Origin of the sequence: Nonomuraea sp. NPDC048882, assembly GCF_040649755.1 — a bacterium.
Classification (GTDB): domain Bacteria; phylum Actinomycetota; class Actinomycetes; order Streptosporangiales; family Streptosporangiaceae; genus Nonomuraea; species Nonomuraea maheshkhaliensis.
This window is the reverse complement of record NZ_JBEZGB010000033.1, coordinates 1-21,822: the sequence shown is the minus strand read 5'-3', so window position 1 is coordinate 21,822 and position 21,822 is coordinate 1. Positions and strand designations below refer to the sequence as shown.

Below are 21,822 nucleotides of genomic sequence, written 5' to 3'. Positions count from 1 at the left end.
AATGATCGTCGTGGAATCGCTAGAGGACTGGCTCACCCAGCCCGATGGGGTAGCAACCCGCCTGCGGAACCTGCGCACGCAGGCGGGGCTATCCGGTAAGAACCTCGCCGACTCGCATGGCTGGCAACAGTCAAAGGTCAGCCGGATCGAGAATGGCAAACAACTGCCCTCTCCCGAGGACGTACGAACTTGGGCGGAGACATGCGGTGCCAGTGAAACCGAGGTGGACGAGCTCCTGCAGCTGCGGGAGAAGGGCCGCATAGCCCAACTCACGTTTCGCAGCCGCATGCGTGGCGGCCAGGCCGCTGTTCAAGAGAGCTACAACGCTCTCGTGCGGGAGGCGAGCCTCATCCGACATTTTGAGACGGTCTACGTTCCAGGACTGCTGCAGGTGCCCGCGTACACCAAGCGGGTGCTAGCTGAGATGATCTGGTTGCATGAACTCGACGTCGACGACGTAGACACCGCTGTGTCCACCCGCATGCAGCGCCAGCAACTGCTGTACGACCCAGCCAAACAGTTCGAGTTCCTCCTGGCCGAACCCGTGCTGCGCACGCTGATCTGCCCACCCAGTGTGATGCGCACCCAACTTGATCGTCTTCAAACCGTCATTGGGCTTGAGCGCGTTCGATTCGGCATCATCCCCATGAGTGTGGAACTGCAGGTCACCCCGCAAAACAGCTTCGGCATCTACGAAGGCGAAGAGTCGCTCGCAGTTGTGGAGACGTTCATCGGTGAGACGTTTCACCGGGGGGCCGAGGCCGCCGGATACAGGCGAGTCATGGACAAGCTTTGGGACCAGGCCGTCACCGGCGACCAGGCTCGTGATCTCATCATCACAGCTGCCGACGCATTGTCTGGCAAGTGATGTTGGTGGCCAGCGCAGCTTCATGCGCTCTTGGCCGCTACCGGAAAGCTTTCCCAAGCTGAACCGACGACAAGGGGTCCCGACGCCTCTGATCGGGACCCCCTTTCGCATGCGCCTCGAGGTGTTCCGCGCCTACATCAGGTGGCGGGCGCTCTTGATCCTGACGCGGATGTCGCTCACGCTGGCGATATGGCGGCATGGCTGGTGACTGAGGACCCGCAGCAGTTGATCCGGATCGACAGCATCGTGAGCGTCAACCCGGTGCCGATGTTCCCTGAGGGTGACGAGTCGTGGCGCGAACCCCATCCATCGCAGCGGTATACAGCCGCTGATCACGTCCAGATCGTTGTTGGCACTCAGGCGAGCCAAGAGGTGCGGGCACTGTCGTGCCCCGGGTACGCGGCATGGCCGGCCGTCTACGCGCTGGTGGCTACGCTCGCCGAGCTGAGCAAGCACGACCCCGCTTCAGCTCCGGTGTTCGTCTACGGGCCGCGGGGCTCTCAGGCGCGCTGGGATCGTGAGCTTTGGACGATCGACTCCGACATCCCGAAGCCGGACTACCTGCCGCGCTGGTGATCGCCAGCACGGGAGCCTCCGTGCGGTCAGCTCAGGCTGGCGCGCCTCGGTTCGGCGGTGGCGGTCATTCGATCGCGGTTGTCTGTGCCGCATGGGTTGCCCGTGCCGCCTCGCCGAGAATCGCGGCGGCCATCAGGCTGGAGAGGTTGTAGGCGGCGACCAGGTCCTGGAGAAGCTGCGGCATGTCGCGGTCGCCTGCGGATTGCAGGGCCGCGATGGCGGTCTGACGGGCGGCTCCATGCAAGTCTTCGACGGACATCGTCTTTTGCTCGGCAAGGGGGTGGCACGTTGGGCAGCCGTGCTGCAGCCAGCAAACGTTCGGCGTGGCCGAACAGCTGGTCGGCGGCGAAGATCAGCCACTCCGGGGTGATCTTCGCGACGCCGTTGAGCATGTCGCCAGCTTGTGCGACCAGCGCTTGGTAGTGCCGGCGCAGTTGCAGGTCTGCAGGCAGCCGCGGACGCTGATCACGCTGGCTGCTTACAATCGCGTCGCTGATGGCGGTCAGCAACTGCTCGGGGGTATGAATCGTCACGGTGCCTGGCTCTCTCTGCTGGTCCCGACGGGGGGAAGCGCGCTACGTCGTAGCATGACGCGGCCTCTGCGCGCGTTCCAATCCGCGAGCCCGTCCGGAGGGCGGGCGTCAGCTTACGGCTGGTACACCGTGCTGTGGCCTTCGGCAATCTTGATGAGCTGTCGGCTTGAACGGACAATCCGCCCGTGAGGACCTTGACCTGGCGAGGGAGGTCTGATGGCGGAACCTGCGTTCCATGAAGACGACGATGCCCATCGGCGGCTGGAGGAGTTGGGGCTGAGCTGGGCCGATATCGAGCATGCGCTGCTCGCGGCGGATCGTGAGGCGCGTTTGTACACCCATCTCGATCCGCCCAACACTCCTGGCATCGGTCGCTGGGGCAAGACCAACCGCTTCCTGCGGGAGCGGTTGATGGTGCGCGGCTGGACATACGACAACCCGCGGAATCTGCCCCGGACGATCCATCCGGAGGGCGAGTTCGCGATCGTGGCCACCACGGGTGACGAGTGCACCGGTCTTCGTCTGCCCGGTATGCAGCCGACGACGAAGTACGCCAAGGGGCCGGCGACGGCGCATCTGGTGGAGAGGAACGAGCGCTTCGTGCAGCCTGCGCTGTTCGAAGAGGAGGTGCCGGGCGAGGAGATCGGTGAGGCGCTGGCGGAGGTGACCGGGCCGACCGGCGGAGAGCCGCATGTCGTATGGCTGCTGCTGTACAACGCGATGTCGGCGGAGATTCGTTCAGAGTTGTCGCTGCCCCTGTCGATCACTTCGAAGGGGTACGTGGACAGCTGGAGCGAGCGGATTCTGCTGCCGACTCTGACGGGAAAGGATCTCGGGAAGGAGGAGTGAAATCAGTGACGGGAGAGGCTGAGGCGAGGATGATGGATCGTCTCTCTTGGCCGATCAGCGGAGGATGCGCCGCGGTGTAGTCCCCGTCCGAGCTTCCAGCGTCTGGTTGATGTGATGAGTTCTCCGTCCGGGTTCTTCGCTCCTTCACGTCTGGTGTTGGCGCGCAAGCGCCGTGGGCTGACCGTCGTGGGCCTGGCTCAGCTCAGCGGTGTGAGCCCGCGATCGGTGTCGGCATACGAGCGGGGCGAGCGCAGCCCAAGCCTGCGGGCCCGTGCCTGCCTCGCCGACGTTCTGGATTTTCCCGAAGGCTTCTTCCTCGGAGAAGACCTGGAGGAGGTGCCTGAGCCGACGATCAGTTTCCGCGCGGCCGTCAAGCACACGGCAGGACGCAAGAACGCTGCCCGCAGCGCCGCCAGGATCGGCATTCTCATCAATGAGTGGGTGGAGGAGCGCGTCAGCCTGCCCGATCCGGACGTGCCGCGCTTGCCGGGGACGGACCCGGAGACGGCCGCGCAGGTGGTCCGGATCAGCTGGGGGCTGGGGCAGACACCGGTCTCGAACATGATCCGTCTGCTGGAGAGGCACGGGGTGCGTGTCTATGCGCTGCCACCCGACTGCGCCGATGTGGGGAGCTTTTCGTTGTACTGGCGCGGTGTGCCGTTCTTGTTCCTCGGCCAGGCGGGTGACGGCGCAGAAGCCCGGGTGGAGGCTGCCCACGAGCTGGCGCACTTGGTGTTGCACCGTGGTGAAGCGTCGCCGGCCAGCGGTGAGGCCGAGACGGCCGCGGACGAGTTCGCCGCCCACTTCCTGATGCCCGCTCCCGATCTGCTGGGCCGGACGCTGTATCGCGCCGGCAGCGACCGCATTCAAGATGTGAGCCGCGCCTTGAAGGTGCCCGGAATGGCGTTGGCTCACCGATTGCGCGACATGGGCTTGCTGCAGGGGGAGGACTATCGCAGCGCGTGCGCCAACCTGCATCGGTTTTCCGCTCCAGCCGTGGGCGGGGAGACCTCGCAGGTGCTTACCGACCTGCTGACGGCCGGGCAGGGCCAGCAGGTGCGCCCGGCCGACATTGCCCGCCAACTCCGACTCACTCGTGAGAACGTCATCGGCCACCTGCATGGCCTGGCTCCTATCTTGATGGCGGGCAACGGGTATCCCATGGGGCCGCCACCAGGCCGTCCTCCCCTTCGGATGATCAGAAGCAGTTAGCCGGGCCGGCAGAGGTATCATCGCCGTAACTTCTGTGATGAGAAGCCTAGGAAGGCCGCCCCCGCTCGCCGGGGGCGGCCTTTCTGCGTGCCTGCCGGTAATGGTCTCTCTAGGATGTCGGTTGTCACTGGCGCCAGTGACAACTCATCACAGGAGGACCACATGATCGCCTACTCCGGCCGACACGGCGAGATAATGCCGTGACGACGACTCCAGCCTCAACCCCCGTCCAGCTCGATGCCGCAGCTGTCCAGGAACAGCTCGCCGGGATCTGGAGCCTCCTCACGCCCACCGACCGGGCCCAGTTCGAGAGCGTGGTCGCGGCCATCGCCGGTCGGCCCATCCGCATCACGATCGGCAACATGAAGGGCGGCGTCAACAAGACGACAACCGCCGTCCATCTGGCCCTGGCCCTCGCGTTGACCGGTGATCCCGTCCTGCTCGTCGACGGTGATCCGAAGAACCAGAGCAGCCTCATGTGGAAGCTCGGCGCCGGCGACGAATGGCCGATCAACCTGACCGTCATGCCCTGGGCAACTCCGGATCTGGCCAAACGGGTGACTGCCATGGAGGGGCAGTTCAAGCACTTGGTCATCGACACCAGCCCTCAGCACGACGACATCTTGCGCGCCGGGCTGATGGTGACCGACACCTTCGTGATCCCCTGCCAGCCGACGCCCATGGACACCGCCCAGCTCGACTCCACGTTCAAGGTGGCGGAGCAGATGGATGCTCTCAAGGCCGCCCAGGGCGGCGAGCTGGCCGCGATCGTTCTGTTCGCCCGGGCCAAGCAGGCGGGCGCGAACGACACGAATTTGCTCCGGACTTCCTACGCCCGGGTGGAGAAGAAGGACTACCCGGTGTTCTCCACGCCGCTGTACGACTCCATCCGCTACGCGGAGGCGTTCGGCATGTTCCCGCGCACTTTCCGAGAGTACGGCAAGGTAGTCGCCGAGCTGGCGGCGTTCGCGCTGGGGCTCGATGAGGTGCCCGGCGTACAGGGAGGAGGCCGCAAGTGACCCCACCAGACACTCGCGAGCAGCATCGGCCGCCTCAGCGAAGGCGGGCCGCCAATCGCGGCAATGCGGCGGAGGACGCCTTCGATCGGCTGGAGAAGGCACAGCAGGAAGCGGCGGCGATGACCAGCCGGGCCGACGACGCCTGGGCAACGCCGACACTAGACGCCACAGGCGCGGAGGTTGTCCGCGCGCCAGCTCTTGCCGCACCGACGCCTGCAGACGCATTCGTGGAGAAGCTGGCCCGCGGGGACGTGCCCACGCTGGAGGACTGCGAGAAGCACATCACCGCGATCACCACGCAGTGGCTGCTCGCGGTCGGCCGGGCCCTGGCCGCCATCCGCGACCATGAGCTGTTCCGGGACAAGGGCTACACCTCGTTCACGGCCTACCTCAAGAACGAGCACCCCTGGCATCCGTCGTACGTGTCTCGCGTCATTGCCGACATCCCCGTCGTGGAGGCACTCGCCGAGCACGGCGTGGACAGAGACCTCAACGAGGGGCAAGCCAGTGCGGTCCGGCCTGTACTGGAAGAGCACGGCCGCGAGGCCCTCTACGACGTGTGGGACTCCACGGAGGGCAAGAAGTCGGCTGCCGCCCTCGTACGGGTCGCCCGGGCCAAGGGCTACCTGCCCCCTCTGGAAGACGCCGAGAGTGAGCGCGAGGAGATCGCCTTCTCCAAGAACTTGGCGCGCTTCCGCGAGTTCGCCGAGCTAGTTAGCGACGGCCACGGGAAGCGTCTCATCGAGGCCGCCAAAGAGGATCCCGACTGGGGAAAGAGCGTGCTGTTTCCCGCCCTGCGACAGGCGGTAGGGATGTTGGAATCAGAGTTCGGCCTTAGAAGTTGATCTTGTTGACAAATTTGTCAACAGCGCCGAGGCGCCCTCTGCCCAACAGGGGGCGCCTTAGCACCTTCGACCTCCCTATCCTCCGATGTCCCCCACAGTGAAGAGCCCGCCACTTGCTCGGTGCCCTGGGCCGACGAAGGAGGCCTCATGGCGGCGATCGCCCCCGGCCGTGTACGGCGAGGACCGAAGTCAGGCGATCGTGAGGCCTGTACCACCTCGATGCGGTAAACCATCGAGCACGTCGACCGATCGCGTGCGTGTTGTTGCGGTTGTGGCGAGCTCGACTGTTAGGCCAGTTCGGCGCAGTCGCGGACGGTCGCTCTGCCGCGGAGGACGACGTACGTCCCGGGCTCGTCCTCAAGCTCGAAGGAGCGAGCCTTCATATCTTCGATATGGATCGAAGATGGCCAGAGTGTGCAGGACAGCGACCAGTGCACGCCTGCGAGATCGACATCTGCCAGGTCCAGGCCGCGCAGGTCGGAGGTTGTGAAGTCGTCAAGGAAGTCCTCCACTGATGTTGCGGTGAAGGACGGCAGGTCGAATCGGCCGAGCACCGTTCTGACCGCTTCGTTGATCGCCCGAACGCGAGCGTCGATAGCGGCTGACGAGTGCTTGATGGCACATGCCCGGGCTGTCTCCAGGCCCGCGGTGATGCGGTGCTGCTGCTTGCGCAGGCGCTCTGCATACCTGTGGTCGACGTGGCTCTCCTGATGAGCGTGCCACGGCTTATCGCTGTCGGCGTACAAGACCCGGGCGACTGGGAGGAGTCCCATCAGCACGTTGAGGGCGGACGCGGATTCGGCTGCGGCAGCATCGCCCAGCTCCTCGATCAGATCCTGAAACCTGATGATGATCTTTTCGAGAGATTCCTTGAGCTCGAACAGCGAAGAGGCTACCGAATCCCACTTGACCTCCTCCGTGCTGTCAACCAGCGAGAAGAGATGGTTGGTGCTCGCCACTGCGGCGCCGAGCTCGTATTCCAGGGACCTGATCAGTCCCTGGGTCCTGCGCAGTTGCCGCCGCTTGGCTACGACCTTGGGATGATTACGGAGTATGAGACGGCTACAGGCCGACACTAGCTGGAGGATGTCCGTGGCAGCATGATCGAGCCTGTGTGGCCCTGGGGCGGCGCTTGAGGTGGACACGATTTCGCGTGCGCCTGCTTCGACGTCGAGGACGTGGTCGAGGTCGCGAGTTAACGTGGTGTGCTGAGAGCTGAGCATGGCCTCGCGCAGGCCTGCTTCGACGTCGAGGATGCGGTCGAGACCGGTCAGGAACTGCTGGGTGATGGCGTCGTGGTCGTCGGGCTGGCGTGCCATCGTCACGGCTTCTCCTCCCTTGGCGGCTCGGCGTGGTAGTCGGCCGCGCTGGGGTGTCGGCTGGCGGCGCGGCGGGCCTTTTTGAGGCTGGCCCTGACCGCGTCGGGTGTGATGCGGAGTTGTTGGGCGATCTCGCTGGGGGTGTAACCGGCGAAGGTCCAGGCCAGCACTTGGCGCTGTCGGATCGGCAGGCTGGGCAGTATGCGGAGCAGGTCCTGCCGGACCTCCCATTCGGCAGCCATGTCGGGAGCGGGGAGCAGGTACGTGGGTTCCGGAGTCCGCTCGCAGGGGTCTTCTCGGATGTCGGCGACGTGGCGGACCAGTGCGCGGCCGGCCACCGTGTACACCCATGCCTTCGGGTGAGTGACGGTGTTCCACCGCCGGTATGCCTTGATCATCGCCTCCTGGGCGATTTCCGCGGCGGTGGGCAGTGAGGCGCCTTGGATGAGCAGGAAGCCGACCAAGGAACGGATCGTGGCGCGATAGAAGCACGAGAAGGCCTCGTTCGTGGCTGCCTGGCAGAGCGCTTCGGTGTCTTCGTCTGGCACGACGCCGGGCGGATAGGTTGTGCGCTCTGGGTCGTGGTCGCTCATCGCGTCGTCCGCCTCCCTGGTTTGGAGGCCACGCGTACGATCTTCACGCTGAGACGGCGCCCCTCGCCGCGTTCTTCGTCCAGCTCGATGCGGCCGCCTGCGTCGAGCACCGTGGTTAAGTCGGTCAGGTGCCTGCTTTGAACCTGCTCGTGCCGTACCCGCCAGCGCAATCGAAGCCGTAGTCCGAGCAGGGCGCAGACGTGGGCCAGGGCGAGCGAGGCGAGGGCAACCATGATGGTCGCCATGTCCATGGGCGGATCTCCTCCGGCAGTGTCGTGGAGCCTCAGCCTGGTTGACGTGGACTCCCCTTCTTCCCGTGAGTTAAGAGCCCGCTCATGGCATGGCCGTGAACCTCAGCCTCAAGATTCTTTGTGGCGGCGAGGTCCTCACATCCGCTCCACGTGCGCGCAAACGATCCACGAAAGGTTTCGGACATGGTGACGCCGATGACTCGCCCGGGGGCGCCGCGTTGGTTGCGCCGGCAAAGGCGCGCCGCGGGAACGAAAGGTCCACAATCGGTGTCGGCGAGCAGGCGGAACGTGATGGAGGGAGAGGAGTGCGATGAGGCGCCCTGGACCGTTCGGGTTTCTGCTGGAGGGCTGGGAAGACCGCAGCGTGTGGGGATGGGATGAGGGCACCGGCAGCTGGTGGGCGCAGCTGTGGCGTAACGACCTGCCTGACGACCCGGTCGCCGATGCGCCACACGTGGGGATCGGCGCGCTGTACGGCCAGCGTGTCGGCGTGGTGAGCGGTCTGGTGCCGCTGATCGCGGCCGCGACGGGGCAGCTGCCGGATCGGATCGACCGGCTGCTCGCAGAGAGCATGCGCTGACCGGACGGTCAGCGCATGCTGGGGGTGAGGTCCTCCTGCGATCAGATGTCGCGCCACTCGACGGCAAGGCGGTCGGCGTGGCCGGCGGTGATGCGCTCCCAGGGGAAGTCGTCCGGGAGGCGCACATCGTCCTGGAGCGCTCGGCGGGCGTCTTCGATGGAGTCGAAGTCCAGCAGGGTCGCGGAGACGCCCGGGTCGTAGTCGCGGTGATGGAGGTAGATCGCGATTCGTCCGCGCTTGGTCTCGGCCACGCCGACCCGCCATATGCTTTCGGTGTCCTGGTCCAGGTCGGAGCTGGAGTCGATGAGCCAGCGGCCCTCGAACCGGACCTGCATTGGCCGCCTGAAAGCCTCGTAGACCAGTACTGCGATGATGTCGGTGTCCTGCAGGTAGCTGGCCAGGGCGGAGGCCACCAGAGCGGAGACGGTGGTGCGGGCCTCCCTGGCGGCTCGTTCGGCGCGCTCCCACAGCGGAAGGTCGTCCTCGCGCACAGACAGGGTCTTGTTCGGCATGAGCCACTCCTCTGTCGTATGTGACCCTCACATAGCATATGTGATTGTCACTTATGCCGCACGGGGGTGTGCGGCCCCACGGCCCGGACGGCCGGCCCTCTGTAGCAGGGTCAACGACTCAGGCCTGGCCCGCGGTCGGCTCGCGGCGCAGGTGGCGGCCGGTACGCCTCGCGTCGTTCGCGCTCGCGTTGCAGGCCGGGTGTCGGGCGGGTCGGCCCGTCGCCGCGGGCGGTCGCGTCGCGCTGGCGCTGGGCGTGCTCGGCGCGGGCGGCGTGTTCAACGGCGCGCTGATCGGACGGCAGGTCGGCGCGGCGCTCGTGTTCCTCCTGAACGGCGGCGAGCTCGGCGTGAGCCCGCTGGTGCACGTGCCAGGCCAGGGCGGCCTGCTGGACGGCGGCGTCGACGTCGCGGGCCCGGGCGCCGCGCCGGGCGGAGTCTGGGTCGCTTTCGAGGTCGGCGTGGCGGCGGCGGATCAGCGGCCAGGCGGCCGGCGGCGGTGCTGCGGCGGCGGCCCGTTCGGCCGCCGCCTCGAGCGACGGTCCTTCGGCCAGGATGGGCGCCAGGCGCTCGCGCACCGCGGTCAGGTCCTCAGCGATGCGGGGCAGCACCTCCTCCAGGTCGCGGCGGCGGGCCCGGTGGGAGGGCCGCACCCGGCCCAGCGTGTCGAGCTCGCGTCTGATGTCGGCCTCGCGCTGGCGCAGCCGGTGGATCTGCTCGCGGCCGTCGATGACTGTCTGGCGGGCCTGCTGCAGCCGACCGGCGGCCTGTTCGGCGGCGTTGACCTGACGGGCCTGCTCGGCGAGCTGGACGCGCAGCTGCTGCAGCGCTTGCTCGGCGGAGCCGTCGCCGTCGCGGGCGTAGCGGCGGGCGTGCTGGTCGGCGGCCTCGGCTGCGGCGGCCGCCGCGCCGGCGCGGTCCGTCAGCGCCCGCGCCCGGGCGGCCAGCTGAGCGTCGTCCAGCAGGCCGTAGGGGCGCTGGGACAGCTTCAGCAAGGCGCCGGCTCGTTGGACGGCGGCCGCCGCCTCGCGCTCGGCGGCCTGCAGGTCCTGGCGGGCCCGGCGCAGGCCTTCGTCCTCGGGCGCGGCCGTCCGTTCACCGGCCGCCGGCGGCGTCTGTGTGGCGCGCTCAGGCTCATTCTGGCGGCCGCCGGGGACATGATCGGGAGTGGACGCGGCTGCGGGCTCTGCGTCACGCTCAGCGCCTCGCCCGGCGGCGCGGATCCCGCCATGGGCAGCGTCGTGAGCACTGTCGCGGGTCTCGTCACGTCCCCAGGCGCGGGCGAAGTCGGCGAGCCGCTCGCGGGCCCGCTGCGGGCTGGACGCCGGGGCGGCGCGGTCGGGCTCGGCGGCGCGCGCGGCGTGCTGGTGGGCGATGGGTTCGGGTTCGGCGGTGACGAGCTTGTCGGCGCGGTCGCCTTGCAGGGTGGCGGCGTAGGCGGCGATCGCGCGCTGCAGCTCCACCTGGTAGCTGTCCGGCTCGCCGAGCCGGGCCCGGTCAGCGTCGCTCTCCAGCAGCTCGCGCGGCAGGTACAGGCGCACCATCTCGCGGTCGCGGCTCATGGCCGCATACAGCGAGTGCGGATCGAGGCCATAGCCGTAGACCAGGGCGCGGTCGACGGTGGCGCCCTGAGTGGCGGCCACCGTCATGGCGGTGCCGTAACCGAGCCCGCCGGCGGCGATGTAGTCCGGGTCGATCCACTCCTGCTCGATCCGGTACCCATCGGCGTAGGGGGCGCGCCATTCGACCAGCACCCGCCGCTGGTCATTGATCACCACGACGCGACCGCGGTAGCCGTTGAGCACGTTGGCGCCCTGGCCGCGACGGGCCCGGTAGTCGTTCTTGTGCACCCGCACGTGATCGCCGACCGTGAGGGCGAGGGTGCGGCCTCCGGCCTGGCGGTAGCGCGTCTCGGGACCGGTGATCTCGCCGGCGGCGCGGCGCACCGCCCGGGCCGCGGCGTTGAGCCGGTCGATGTCGGCGTTGCTGCCGGCCAGCAGCGCCACGGCGGCCAGCTCGGCGTGCACATCGCCCGCGTACGCCTGCCGGGCCTGCTGCCAGTCGGCCAGCATCGCAGCCATGGTGTCGTCGGCGGCGCGGCCGACGTGCACCCGCCCAGCGGCGCTCCAGGTACGCAACGCCTGCCCGCGCTGCCCGTCGCGCCACAGCTGCAGGGCGGCCCGCTCGCCGTCGTGGCGCTGGCGCCGGTTCTCCCCGAGCACCAGCCCATCGACCTGGCGATGGATCGCGGCGAACGTGCCGCCGACGCCGATCGCGCGCAGTTGGACCGGGTCACCGATCAGCACCACCTTCGTGCGCGTGCGGCGGGCCTCGGTGAGCAGGGTGGCGAGCTGGCGGTCGTCGACGATCGCGCCCTCATCGATGACCAGGACGTCCACGCCATCCAGGCCGGGCCCGCCCTCGATGCGGCGCAGCCAGGTAGCGATCGTGTCCGAGCCGATGCCGGACTCGGCGGCCAGCCCCATCGCGGCCACCGCCGCGGTGGCCGCGCCGGCGACCACCAGGCCGCGGCTCTCCCACGCCGAGCGGGCCGCGGCCATGATGAGGGTCTTGCCGGAGCCGGCCACGCCGATGACCGCCTCCACGCCGTGGCCGCCGCCCAGCAGCCGCTCCAGCACCGCGCGCTGAGAGGCCGACAGGTCGATTCCGGCGGCGGCCTCGAATGCGCCCAGCGCGAGCTCGGCGGCCGCGTCGTCGACCACGGCCAGGCCCGCGCCATAGCCGGCGCGGGCGGCCGCCAGCGCCGTCTTCTCGGCGGTGGTGATGTCGCTGGAGGTGTAACGCTGGCTGTTGGTCAGGTGCACCGCCCCGGCCGGCGGCAGCTCCACCACCGGGCCGTGCGTGAGGACCTGGTCGGCGAGGACATCGGCGTCGGCCAGACCGGCGACGCCGTCCGGCAGCGCGTCCATCACTTCGGCGAGCACGTCGGCCCGAGTCACGATTTTGTCGTGGCCGGTCAGCCCGTCCTCGCTCCGCCAGATCCACGCGGCGATCTCCTCCGGCGAGCGCCGTGCCAGCAGGCTCCGGGCGGCGCCGACGCACGCGGCGGTCAACCGTGCCGGGTCGACGCCGGCGGCTCGGGCCTGGACCGCCCAGGAGGTGCGCAAGTCCACCGGCGCCGTCGGCGCGGAGTTCTTGTTCTCCCGGGTCCTGGCGGCCGCGTTCTTGGCCTGGGCGGTGCTCGCGCTGCCGGCCTCCAGGCCCATCGCCTTGAGGAGATCGGCGACCTGGCCGCCGCGCTTGCTGAACCGGGCGCGCAGGTCCTCACCGATGCCGGTGATCTCCCAGGCGCCGGTGTGCGGATCGCGTTCCCAGGCGATGCCGTACCGCTCGGTCAGCAACCGGCGCAGTCGCGCCTGCACCAGCGTGCCGGCCGCCTTCACATGCCGGTGGACGTCGCGGCCGCCGGCGCCGAGCGTGGACCACTTGCCGTCGATGCCGCACAGCATGTTCGCGATCATCACGTGGGCGTGCAGATGCGGGTCCGGAGTCTGACCGCCCACGGGGCGGGCGGCCCGGTGCCAGAGGATCCAGCCGAGCACGCCGGTGCCCGCGATGCGTTCAGCGCGCTGGCCGTCGCCGTGGTGGCCGCGCATGCCGTACCCGGCCCACTGCTGAAGCGCGGCCACCGTGTCGTACACCGCTTCGGCGAAGGTGTCCTCGATGCCTTGGGCCAGTTCCGGATCGGCCAAGCCGTACAGCACGGACACGCTTTTCGGAAGCTCGAGGGTGAGGTCGTAGCCGCGGTTGCCGACCTGCACTCGCTCATCGCGGTGGACGCGCGCCTGCGCCAGGCGGTCCGGCTCATACAACGCATCGAGGGTAAGGCCGGCGGCGGCCGCCACGCGTTCGGCGTCACCGACCGGGATGGTGTGCGCCTCGCCCTCGCGTTCGACGCCGCGCTCCAGACGCCCGGCGCGCTTGGCCGCCCACTGCGTGCCGGCGAGCATGTCCTCCACGGTTTGCCCGCGCTCGACGGCGGCTTGCTGCAGCGCCTGCAGCAGCACCTCGCCGGGCAGCATCGCCTGCGGGTGCACGGCCAGCTTCGGCTTGACGAGCCGCTTGCCAGTGTCCAGATCGCGGCCAGCCATGAGCCGCCGGGCGGCCTGGTGGTCCTCAGGGGTCAACGGGGTGCCCGGCTCGATGCCGAACTCGCGCAGCCCGTCGCCGATCCACGTCAGGCCACGCCCCGGCTCGGCACCGGCGGCCGCCTCCTGACCGGCTTCTTGGCTGTCGCCGTCGGCGAGGCGGTAGTCGACCTGGCCGCAGCCGGCGTCCGCACGGAGCCGGTAGTCGATCTGCGCCGCGGCGGGGCCCAGCACGGTGAGCCATGCCATGCCGTGCACCCCCTTCGCGCACGGGACCAGGCCGTCGGGCGGAGCCCGCGTATCGCCCCTGCGATACCTGGGTACAAACGATCTTTTCTGCTCTGAACTTGGAAGATAAGGATGACATGCGTGTTTCGGTTGAGCAATGACGGTTGTCAGGTAGTGAGGTTCATGGTGGGGGTTGGGGTATGAGGGCATGCTTGAGATCTCGGTGTGCCGGCCTCGGTCTGCCGCGCCGTACGACCCTTCCGCTTGGGGTTCGGCCAGACGCCCGTGCAGGGCCGTCCCACGAGCAAGCCCGCCCGCTCTGGTAGGGGCGGGCGGGCTCTTGTCTTGTCACTCCAGGGTGGCGAGGATCGTTCTCGCCAGGTCGGGCATATGCGGGGGAGGCGCGTGTGGATGTGCTCCCCAGACGGCGGGCACAGGCGACGTTCCAGCCGCCGGGCTGAGTGAGCTGAAGCCCTAACGTGGGTCTCGGATGAAGGCCAGGAAGGCGCTCGCGTGGTCGGTCGTCATCGGCTGCCACGCTCCGGCGGCCGTCATCATGCCGTGGATGCTGCCGTTGACAAGGCCACCTTCAGCCAGCGGCGCGAAGAACCGCTCGATGATCGCCTGCCCTTGCGCGCCGAGATCCGGCAGGGCCGCCGAGATCAGCTGGACGCGGTTGGAGGACAGGCTGAACGTTGGGCGTGACAGCTCGGGATGCCGATCGAACCAGCCCGGCGGGTCGTTCAGGAGCGCAAGCAGCCGCATGTGGGTCGGGGTCAGCCGGTCGATGAGGTCGAAGAACATCTGTTGGATGTCCAGGTCCGGGGCGCCCAGCATGGCGGAGTTGAGGACCGCGTTGCGCAGCACCTCGATCTTTTCTTGCTGGGAGGTGCGGTACACGGTCTGGGTCGCCGTCATCACCGCGTCGACGAACGCGTCGTTGTCCACCAGCGCGTCAGGGTCGAACTCGTCCAAGCGCTGGCTCAGGTCCTCGACCGCCTCGGCAAGCTCGCCGAGCCAGCGCTCGCGCCGTTGGTTGAGCTTGTGGTTGAGGCCTGCCATCAGCAGCACCGTGATGGTGCTGCCGACCGCTGGCACGAGGTTGACGATCGCTTCGATGGCGGTCTGGGTAAGCTCGCGCCCCTTGCTGTGTGCGGGGGGATTCGTCTCCATGGGGCCCAGCATGTCGAGTCCGGACAACCGCAGCACGCTGCCGGCGGGGCGTGTCACCCGGCGCCGGTGAGCGTCGTCACGCGCGATGTGAGAGACCGGGTGCGCCGTCCCACAAGGTCGGCGCACCCGGGTCCTCGGCGCTCGCGGACCCGCTACGTCGGGGTGTGTGGACGCGCCCAGCCCATCTGCTCGCGCAGCCGGGCGAGCGTCTCATCGACCGGCAGCACGTTGTCCACGACGTCGTCGGGGTCGTCGGGGTCGTCGGGATCGCGTGATGGCTGGTAGGCGAGACGCTCGCGAGCCGGTGGCGGTAGCGGCTCTCGGGTCTTTGATCTTCTAGCCCGCGGTGCCAGCGCCAACCCGCCTGCTCTGAAGTGCCCTCACTTCTACGCGGTCGTGCCGGTGCGGTCGCGTGCCGGCCCGCCACGCACTCCCTGTGCTACCGCGCTGGCTGTTTCGCTGTTCCAAGTCCTTCGGTCGAGTCTCCACTGTTACTCGGTGCTGTCCGGCGGCTCGGCGTGGTCTGCTTCAGGACGCCTTTCCTGCCGGCGCCGACGTGAGAGCAGGGTGGCCGCCGCTTCGCCCAGTGGATAGGCGGTCGGACGCTGGCCGGGGATCTCCTTGCCTTTGAGGATTTTGCGGATCTGCTGCGGCTGGAGTGAGCCCTTGGCCAGGTAGGTGGCGAGTTCGGCGGCGGTGGCGGTGCGGTCGGCGAAAGGCCTGTCACCGTTGTCTGGGGTGCCGCCGTCGTTGCCGGCCGCGGCGGAGTCGGTCAACGCCGCGGCTGCGAGGAGTTCTTCGCGAACCGCCAGGAGCCAGGCCTCGATGCGTCTGTCGATGTGGGTGTTGATCTCGTTCGCGACGCGCGCTTTCACCACGACGTCGAGGTGTTCGTGGAACTGGGCGGCGAAGTTCGTCGCGAACTTTTCGCGGAAGCCAGGGCTGTCCGCCCAGGTGTTGGCCCACACCGTGAACAGGTCGTCGAACCAGTTCCTGACCCAGTCGTCGAACCAGTCCTTGAGCTCATCGTCTTTCCAGGCCCGGGCCCGGGCGTCGAACCCTGCGCCGAACAGGGCCTTGAACTGGGTCTGTACCCGGGCGTCGAGCCGTGAGGCGAACAGCGCCTCGACCCGGTCCTGGAAGTGGCTGTCCGCCCAGGCGTCCAGCCGCTCGTCGAACCCTTTGCCGAACTCCTCGCCAAGCCGTTCGCCGAGCCATTGACCGAGCCGGTCGTGGAACCATTCCTCGAGTCGTTCCTCGGTCCACCGGAACTTCCTGGGTCCCATCAAGCGTCCCCTCGCCGGGAGCATGAAATATGGATCAGTTGCCTTGAAAGATACGAAGCGATCAACGCCTCGCATAGGGGATGACCAGGCATGATTGCGTCTCTCGGGGGAGACGCAATCTATCCGTTGACGTCGGACGCCGCACCAGCCCCGTACGGAATCGCCCCCTTTCAGTTGCTGGCGGGCAGCGCGTTGAAGCCGCGTCGGCGAGCGGTAGCCTGCACGTAGGACCCGTGGGTCGGGCACACCTCGATCGTGGTCACCTGCTGTCCGGCTCCTCCATGGTTGGCCTAGACGCCCCACTCACTCTCGCAACACCGCACGAGCGCTACGGCTCCTCCCCTGGTCAATAGTCAGGCTGGGAATGTCGGCACCTACTGAGAAAATTTTGTCGGTTGGGCCTTCTGCCGTCGCTAGAGGGTGAAGCCTCGAGCAATCACGAAGGAGTGGACGATGGTGGACGACGCCAGTCCCAGGCGGGAACAGAAGGTGATGCGGTTCGAAGCCGGGCGAGCGCCTGTTCGGCTGTCCGCAGCTTTTTCGACGCAACTTCACCGGACGATCACGAGCCCGCTGAACCAGAGCATCGCTCGCCTGCAGAACACGTTGCAGCGCACCGTGGCCGCGGACTTGATGCGCATGCCTGCAGTTTCCGCACTACACGCACACGCAGCAGGGCTGGCGCAGGTCAGGAAGAACGCGATCGCCAAAGTTCAGGAACGTGAGACACAAGCACTGGCCCGGCTGGACCTGGCGAAGCTGCTCGCCAGCAGCCGCATCAACGTCACTCTGGCGCGTTTCGCCGAGTCCAGCAGCAGCAGCCTGAACAGAGCCCTGCGGTCCAGCGCGCAACAGGCCCTGGCTGGTCTTCAACCCGGGGTAATAGCGAGATTCGACGCTGAGATACAGACGACGATCTCATCAGCCTGGCGGCAGATGGCCCATGTCACGACAACGCGCTCGCTATCAGAGAGCTTCTCTGCCGCCATCCTGTCGCCCTTCGCGCCACGGTGCCAGGCCATCATCAACGAGTGGGCCTCTGCAATGAGCTCGCGGCTGGCTCCGCTGTTTCGAAGCTGGGGCGTGCCAGATGTGCTGGCCAAGCTCATCCGCTTCAAAAATAGCTGCTACCTCGCGATGCTGGCGGTCAGAACCGCTGTGCGGGCGGGAGATCTGACGCCGGTCCGAAACTTCCTCCACGAGCACCTCGGCTTTCGCCGTAGTGAGATCTCCGAAGATCAAGTGCAGGCCCTCGCACTGACTCTGCTGGCCGATGACTGGAATGACGACCTCGACGTGTACGACGATGCCGCGCTGCGTTCTCGGCTGCGCCAACGGGCACGCTACGGCACCGACTTCATTGGCGATCATCAAGTGCAACGACGACGCATCCGTTACCTGGACAGCCCACTAGAGCCGTACCTTCGCCACCCCGTCACCGTGGAGGATGAGGTGCTGGCCCGGATCATGCCTATTGACAATCCCCGCATACTGCTTGTCCTGGACCGTCTGCGTCCGGCAGAGCGCCGGATCGCCTTGGACTACGCACTCAATCCGCCGGAGAGCTGGGAACAAGTGGCCGCCTACAGTGGACAGGCTGCCGACCGCGGCGAAAGCGTCCGCCGCAAACTGCGGCGCGAGGGCAGGGTCGTCAGCCAACGTCTTCACAGCCGTTGAATGGAATCGAACAGCGGTTATCGTCGAGGCATGACACCGGCTGGGACGGAGCCACCCCCGCGGGCTCCGCTGGTGGCGCGGTGTCGCAAGTTCGTGCGGTCCCTGGCCGCGCTCAGCAAGACCCGGTACTGGCTGCTTACCCGTGCCCTGTGGGTGGCCCTGGTGTTCACCGTGGTCTTCGTCGTCGACGGGGTGCTCATCGGCTGGTCGACGGCGTACGAGGTGCTCATCGGCATCAAGTCGCCAGCGGACGCGGGCTCGGCACCGGTGACCTGGCTGGTGTCCATCGTGGGCTGGCTGGCGATCCCGGCGTTCGTCGGCGGCACCGTGGGCTATTTGGTGACCCGGCAGATCGAGGCCCGTCGCCAGCGCTCGACCGCGGACGTGGTCGAGGACCTGCGCCGGCGGGCCCGGGACAACCGGCGGCCGGGGAGTCGGCGATGAAGTCCCTGGCAGACCTGCACGAGCGGGGCGGGGACTGGGAGCGGTTCGTTGAGATGTTCGTGACCAAGGTCCATCGCGGCCGCTGGCCGCATGCCGAAGATCATTGGGAGCGGACCGTGGTGGACTTCCTCAACACCAGCGAGATGGAAGAGCTGTCGGCGCGGCGGGCCACGGAGACGGCCCAGCGCCTGGCCAAGGCGCACTTGTGGTACGCGGCCAAGCGCTGGGGGACGTGTTCGTGGTGTTCCTGACCCTCCCGAGGGGGTGGGACAGACCGCGGGAGGCCCGCTACGTTGGTTGTATGGCGAGCACGGGCACGGTGACGGCGCAGCAGGTAGCGGAACGGCTGTTGCTGCGCGCGGCTCCCTCCTCAGAGGCGGCCGGTGACATCGCCTCGGCCGCGGCCGTGCTGGTCGACCTGGCCCGCACCAGCGACGTCTCCGAGCTTGCGATCGACCAGGTGGTTGCCGAGCACGCCGCCGGTTCCCGGCGCGGTGATGGAGAGCGGCCTCTGTCCGAGGTGAACTTTCTGACGGTGGTGGAGGTGGCGGCGGCCCTTCGCGTCTCGAAGATGACGGTCTACCGCCTGGTTCACGCCGGAGAACTGCCCGCGATTCGCGTAGGACGCAGCTTCCGCGTCCCCGAGCAGGCCGTGAACGATTACCTCTGGGAGCTGCATGACGCAGCGCAACAGATGCGGCATGTCATCGCGACGTTGGTCCACAGGCACCCTGGGTGGGGACCGGAGCGCATCCTCGCCGAAGCCCAGCGCCAGGGGTTCGACGCCTCGTTGGCCACCGTTCAGGCCGTGATCGCGGCCCAGAGAACGGCGTGATCGATCCCACGACCGGTTAGACCAGGCGCCGTTCCAGGCCCAGTGTGGAAGCCCCTGCGGCCGTGGGGGGTCCCAGTAGTACTGAAGAAGTTTTCAACGAAGTAGCGTCTCACCTGGGGAAACGGAGGGGTCGACCTCCTGTGGCGGGCCGCGACCACTACGCACTGAACCAAAACATTACGCAGAGCTACTTTGGGGCTAGTGGCACGAACCCGAGCGGGGAGCCCAGATGGCGGAGAGATCGTCCGCACCGGTGTCGTCGGCCGGGCGGGGGGCAGCCGACGACGCTTGGTGTGGTGATGGTGTGCTGCCGGACGATGGGGCTTCCGGATGAGGCCGCCAAGCGCTTCAGCCAGTGACAGGGTCACATCACCGGCTGAGGGGTACGGTGCGGGGCTGTCGCGTCGGTGGGGCGCGTCTTCGGTGGTGCGCCGATCATGCGTTTGGGCCAGTAGATCGTGCTGATCTGGCGGATCTCATTGGTTTCGAGGTGGATCAGGTCGTGGCTGATGTCACGTGCGTGACGGCCGATCGGCTGGATGCGGCGATGCAGCAGGACGGCGAGCGGGAACCGGGTGTCGATGGTGTCGATGTAGGTGTTCCACCGCTCCGCCATGGCTGGCATGCCGTTGATGTCGTAGGCGTCGGCGATGCGCTGGCAGATGTCGGTGACGATGATGCCACACAGCCGATCACGCACGGCGAGGTCGGGCAGGGTGAGCCTGAACTTGGGATTCATACCTGCGGCGCGCTGGAGGAACAGGCCGCCTTCTTTCGGGGCGTCGCGGTTGATGAGCAGGACGCCTAGCCGGAAGGCCGCCAGCTCGTCACCGTTGTCGGCCCGGTGCAGCAGCTGCAGGCCGCATGGGCCGAACCAGTTGCGTATGCGATCCACCGTGGCCTGCCCGCGGGATGGGGCGCCCCAGACGGCGAAGCTGGCCTCCTTCTCTACGGGCTGGGTCTCTTCTTCCGGCTGGCGGGCTCCGGGCCGCGGCTCTGGGAGCGTCTTTTGCTGGAGCTTGCCGGATGCCAGGTCCGGTATCACGAGGGTCGACAGCCCACCGCCCTCACCTGGGGATGAGGGCGGGGCCGGTGTGCTGGCGGGCACCAGCTCGCCGGGGAGGTCCTCCAAGGCCGGCCAGGGCCTTGGCCCGTCCCCGAGGTCGTCCCGCTCGAGCAGCGTGTCCAGTTCCCTCGCCAGATCGGTGCCGAGCGAGGCGTCCGCGTCGGTGGCGCATGGCATCGGCGGGGGCTTGCTCGTGTCGGCCGCGGCGGACGTGAGGTCCGCCGAAAGCGTGGAAGACGGCTGGGCCGCCACCTGGCCCTGATCCACGGGCAGCCTCGCGGGCATCTTCCGCGGCGTCTGGCTCACCAGGGCGTCGACGGCCTGCTGGTGAAGCTGATACAGGCCTTGCTTGGTGCCCAGGCTGTCGGTGTCCACGCCGGTGCTGTCCAGCTTGTCGTGCAGGACATCGAAAACGCAGGCGATGTTCTCCCAGCTCGGGGGCCCTACCCGGCCCTGGCCGGTGAAGATGGCCGCCACCGTGGTTTTGCTCAGGCCACGCGTGTTCTTCCGGGCGATGTAACCGTAGGAGACATCGCCCGCCTTACGGCGCAGCCGCCGCAGTTCTTCATATAGCCGCTCCAGGGGAGCGTCGACCGCACGGCCAGTCATCGTGGCGGTCACCGCCAATCACAGAGTGCGCCTTAGGTAACAGAAAGCAAAAGTCTCTCGCACTCAGCACAGCTCTGAGGCCCAGATTTCCCCGCCCGCCTCATCCGGAACGAGCCGGTACGACATGGTCAACTCCCCGTTCTCCCGATCGGCCTCTTGCACGGGGTTTCGCCGTTCCGGATCGTTCCGGATCGTCCTGCGCGGTGCGCTCCGGAACGACATCGCGACACCATCCGGAACGCCGCGGGACGGGGCGGCTCGGCGCAGAGCGGGAGCCTCACCAGGGCACCGGACCAGAATCCGGAAGCGGCTGGCCAGAGCCTGCCAAACATCTGCCACGGCATGCCTTCGTTCCGGATCGACCTGGTTCCGATCTTTGTGCCCAGCGAGATGACGGCCAGGCACTAGGCATGGAAGCGAGCGCACGCCCCGCAGCCGCGGGCACGCCCGGTGCTGCTGCCCGGGGCCTGGGCGCCAGGACGACCCCCTCGACAACGACGTGAGGACTTATGAACAACTACCGGGGACTGTGGGTGGCCGTGATCGTCACCGCTGGTCTCGTGATCGCCTTCGCCGGCGGCGGCCTGGCCTGGCTGGGCGGCACCCCCGTGCCGCTGGCCATGCTGGCCGGGGCGGCCGGCTTCGCCGGCTTCGTCGGTCTCGCCCTGGCCGTCATGACCTTCCTGGCACGCACACAGAACTGAGCTGAGCCTATGGCCGCCGTGCTCGCCCGTCCCCGTCCTGCCGGAAGGATCGCCCGCTGCTACCGGAGGGCCGCGATGACCCCGCTGACGTTCGCCTGCCAGCACATGCCCGGCGTCACCGTGATCTCCATGGCCGGAGATCTGGAGGCGGCCAACGCTGACCGGCTGGACGCCTTCATCAGCCGCTCACGCCGCCAGCCGGGCGACCATGTGGTGCTCGACCTGAGCGAAGTACCACTCCTGGGCCACGCAGGCCTGCGGGTCCTGCTCAACGTCCGGGCCCTGACCCGCTGGCACGGCGGCGACCTGCACCTGGCCGCCCTGCAGGAATCACCTGCCCGCCTGCTGACCTCTACCGGAGCCAGCCCCATCTTGACCGTGCATCGCAGCGTGGAACAGGCCATTCTTGCCGCGATGCGTGCTGGTCAAGATCCCCCGACCCCTCAGAGTGCGTTCCGCGAGCATATGCCTGTGATGTCGCTATGTGATCGTATGGATTTGTAGCGTTACCGCCGGTCGGTGGGGTCTGCTGTGCTG

22 protein-coding genes and 1 pseudogene are annotated in these 21,822 nt (G+C 67.9%); 13 read left to right on the top strand and 10 right to left on the bottom strand.

Features of this window, described 5'->3' with window-relative positions; genetic code table 11:
• Position 1 precedes the first annotated feature (1 nt).
• On the top strand, positions 2–868 hold the full coding sequence (locus AB0C27_RS53725) for a helix-turn-helix transcriptional regulator (protein WP_357862606.1): 867 nt from the start codon (positions 2–4) through the stop codon (positions 866–868).
• Between the two features lie 189 nt (positions 869–1,057).
• Entirely contained in the window at positions 1,058–1,444 is a 387-nt protein-coding gene (locus AB0C27_RS53720; RefSeq protein WP_357862604.1) for a hypothetical protein, read from the top strand.
• A gap of 64 nt (positions 1,445–1,508) precedes the next feature.
• Here AB0C27_RS53720 and AB0C27_RS53715 read toward each other — a convergent pair whose 3' ends face one another.
• Positions 1,509–1,703 (bottom strand): hypothetical protein, encoded by a 195-nt coding sequence (locus AB0C27_RS53715; RefSeq protein WP_357862602.1) that lies wholly within the window; start codon positions 1,701–1,703, stop codon positions 1,509–1,511.
• Between the two features lie 490 nt (positions 1,704–2,193).
• Between AB0C27_RS53715 and AB0C27_RS53710 the strand changes: the two genes are divergently transcribed.
• The 4 genes from AB0C27_RS53710 (at position 2,194) to AB0C27_RS53695 (ending at position 5,902) form a co-directional block, all read left to right on the top strand.
• Positions 2,194–2,826 carry a hypothetical protein gene (locus AB0C27_RS53710; protein WP_357862600.1) on the top strand — a complete coding sequence of 211 codons (633 nt, stop codon included), beginning with the start codon at positions 2,194–2,196 and terminating at the stop codon, positions 2,824–2,826.
• 114 nt (positions 2,827–2,940) lie between these two features.
• On the top strand, positions 2,941–4,038 hold the full coding sequence (locus AB0C27_RS53705; protein WP_357862598.1) for an XRE family transcriptional regulator: 1,098 nt from the start codon (positions 2,941–2,943) through the stop codon (positions 4,036–4,038).
• 314 nt (positions 4,039–4,352) lie between these two features.
• A complete protein-coding gene (locus tag AB0C27_RS53700; RefSeq protein WP_357862596.1) occupies positions 4,353–5,057 on the top strand; it encodes an AAA family ATPase in 705 nt (234 codons plus the stop codon).
• Positions 5,054–5,902: a hypothetical protein gene (locus AB0C27_RS53695; protein ID WP_357862594.1), complete on the top strand. Its 849-nt coding sequence runs from the start codon at positions 5,054–5,056 to the stop codon at positions 5,900–5,902. Before AB0C27_RS53700 ends, AB0C27_RS53695 begins: the two co-directional genes overlap by 4 nt.
• A gap of 287 nt (positions 5,903–6,189) precedes the next feature.
• Here AB0C27_RS53695 and AB0C27_RS53690 read toward each other — a convergent pair whose 3' ends face one another.
• The 3 genes from AB0C27_RS53690 to AB0C27_RS53680 are packed head-to-tail and all read right to left on the bottom strand — an operon-like array spanning position 6,190 to position 8,065.
• Positions 6,190–7,227, bottom strand: coding sequence for a hypothetical protein (locus AB0C27_RS53690; RefSeq protein WP_357862592.1), 1,038 nt, complete (start codon positions 7,225–7,227; stop codon positions 6,190–6,192).
• Positions 7,224–7,814: a sigma-70 family RNA polymerase sigma factor gene (locus AB0C27_RS53685; RefSeq protein WP_357862590.1), complete on the bottom strand. Its 591-nt coding sequence runs from the start codon at positions 7,812–7,814 to the stop codon at positions 7,224–7,226. Before AB0C27_RS53685 ends, AB0C27_RS53690 begins: the two co-directional genes overlap by 4 nt.
• Positions 7,811–8,065, bottom strand: coding sequence for a hypothetical protein (locus tag AB0C27_RS53680; RefSeq protein ID WP_357862588.1), 255 nt, complete (start codon positions 8,063–8,065; stop codon positions 7,811–7,813). Before AB0C27_RS53680 ends, AB0C27_RS53685 begins: the two co-directional genes overlap by 4 nt.
• A 310-nt stretch (positions 8,066–8,375) precedes the next feature.
• Here AB0C27_RS53680 and AB0C27_RS53675 point away from each other — a divergent pair, with 310 nt between their 5' ends.
• Entirely contained in the window at positions 8,376–8,645 is a 270-nt protein-coding gene (locus AB0C27_RS53675; protein ID WP_357862587.1) for a hypothetical protein, read from the top strand.
• A gap of 41 nt (positions 8,646–8,686) precedes the next feature.
• Here the strand turns inward: AB0C27_RS53675 and AB0C27_RS53670 are convergent, their stop codons facing one another.
• The 5 genes from AB0C27_RS53670 to AB0C27_RS53650 form a co-directional block, all read right to left on the bottom strand.
• Positions 8,687–9,157 (bottom strand): hypothetical protein, encoded by a 471-nt coding sequence (locus AB0C27_RS53670; RefSeq protein WP_357862585.1) that lies wholly within the window; start codon positions 9,155–9,157, stop codon positions 8,687–8,689.
• 110 nt (positions 9,158–9,267) lie between these two features.
• Positions 9,268–13,512 carry a MobF family relaxase gene (gene mobF / locus AB0C27_RS53665; RefSeq protein ID WP_357862583.1) on the bottom strand — a complete coding sequence of 1,415 codons (4,245 nt, stop codon included), beginning with the start codon at positions 13,510–13,512 and terminating at the stop codon, positions 9,268–9,270.
• A gap of 453 nt (positions 13,513–13,965) precedes the next feature.
• Positions 13,966–14,664 (bottom strand): hypothetical protein, encoded by a 699-nt coding sequence (locus AB0C27_RS53660; RefSeq protein ID WP_357862581.1) that lies wholly within the window; start codon positions 14,662–14,664, stop codon positions 13,966–13,968.
• A gap of 152 nt (positions 14,665–14,816) precedes the next feature.
• Positions 14,817–15,023 (bottom strand): hypothetical protein, encoded by a 207-nt coding sequence (locus AB0C27_RS53655; protein WP_357862579.1) that lies wholly within the window; start codon positions 15,021–15,023, stop codon positions 14,817–14,819.
• A 132-nt stretch (positions 15,024–15,155) separates the two neighbouring features.
• Complete coding sequence (locus AB0C27_RS53650) at positions 15,156–15,950, bottom strand: hypothetical protein (RefSeq protein WP_357862577.1); 795 nt, start codon at positions 15,948–15,950, stop codon at positions 15,156–15,158.
• A gap of 453 nt (positions 15,951–16,403) precedes the next feature.
• On the opposite strand from AB0C27_RS53650, the gene AB0C27_RS53645 reads away from it, so the two are divergent.
• The 4 genes and pseudogenes from AB0C27_RS53645 to AB0C27_RS53630 all read left to right on the top strand — a co-directional run.
• A complete protein-coding gene (locus AB0C27_RS53645) occupies positions 16,404–17,627 on the top strand; it encodes a hypothetical protein (protein WP_357862575.1) in 1,224 nt (407 codons plus the stop codon).
• 30 nt (positions 17,628–17,657) lie between these two features.
• On the top strand, positions 17,658–18,071 hold the full coding sequence (locus tag AB0C27_RS53640; protein WP_357862573.1) for a DUF6313 family protein: 414 nt from the start codon (positions 17,658–17,660) through the stop codon (positions 18,069–18,071).
• Positions 18,068–18,322 (top strand): DUF6313 family protein, encoded by a 255-nt coding sequence (locus tag AB0C27_RS53635; protein ID WP_357862571.1) that lies wholly within the window; start codon positions 18,068–18,070, stop codon positions 18,320–18,322. The genes AB0C27_RS53640 and AB0C27_RS53635 overlap by 4 nt, the downstream gene beginning before the upstream one ends.
• 260 nt (positions 18,323–18,582) lie before the next feature.
• Positions 18,583–18,738: pseudogene (locus AB0C27_RS53630) on the top strand (helix-turn-helix domain-containing protein); the annotation flags it as partial.
• 532 nt (positions 18,739–19,270) lie between these two features.
• Here the strand turns inward: AB0C27_RS53630 and AB0C27_RS53625 are convergent.
• Positions 19,271–20,593, bottom strand: coding sequence for a hypothetical protein (locus AB0C27_RS53625; protein ID WP_357862569.1), 1,323 nt, complete (start codon positions 20,591–20,593; stop codon positions 19,271–19,273).
• A gap of 497 nt (positions 20,594–21,090) precedes the next feature.
• On the opposite strand from AB0C27_RS53625, the gene AB0C27_RS53620 reads away from it, so the two are divergent.
• Both AB0C27_RS53620 and AB0C27_RS53615 read left to right on the top strand, forming a co-directional pair.
• Complete coding sequence (locus AB0C27_RS53620) at positions 21,091–21,285, top strand: hypothetical protein (protein WP_357862567.1); 195 nt, start codon at positions 21,091–21,093, stop codon at positions 21,283–21,285.
• Positions 21,286–21,360: 75 nt separating this feature from the next.
• A complete protein-coding gene (locus AB0C27_RS53615) occupies positions 21,361–21,789 on the top strand; it encodes an STAS domain-containing protein (protein WP_357862565.1) in 429 nt (142 codons plus the stop codon).
• Positions 21,790–21,822: the final 33 nt, after the last annotated feature.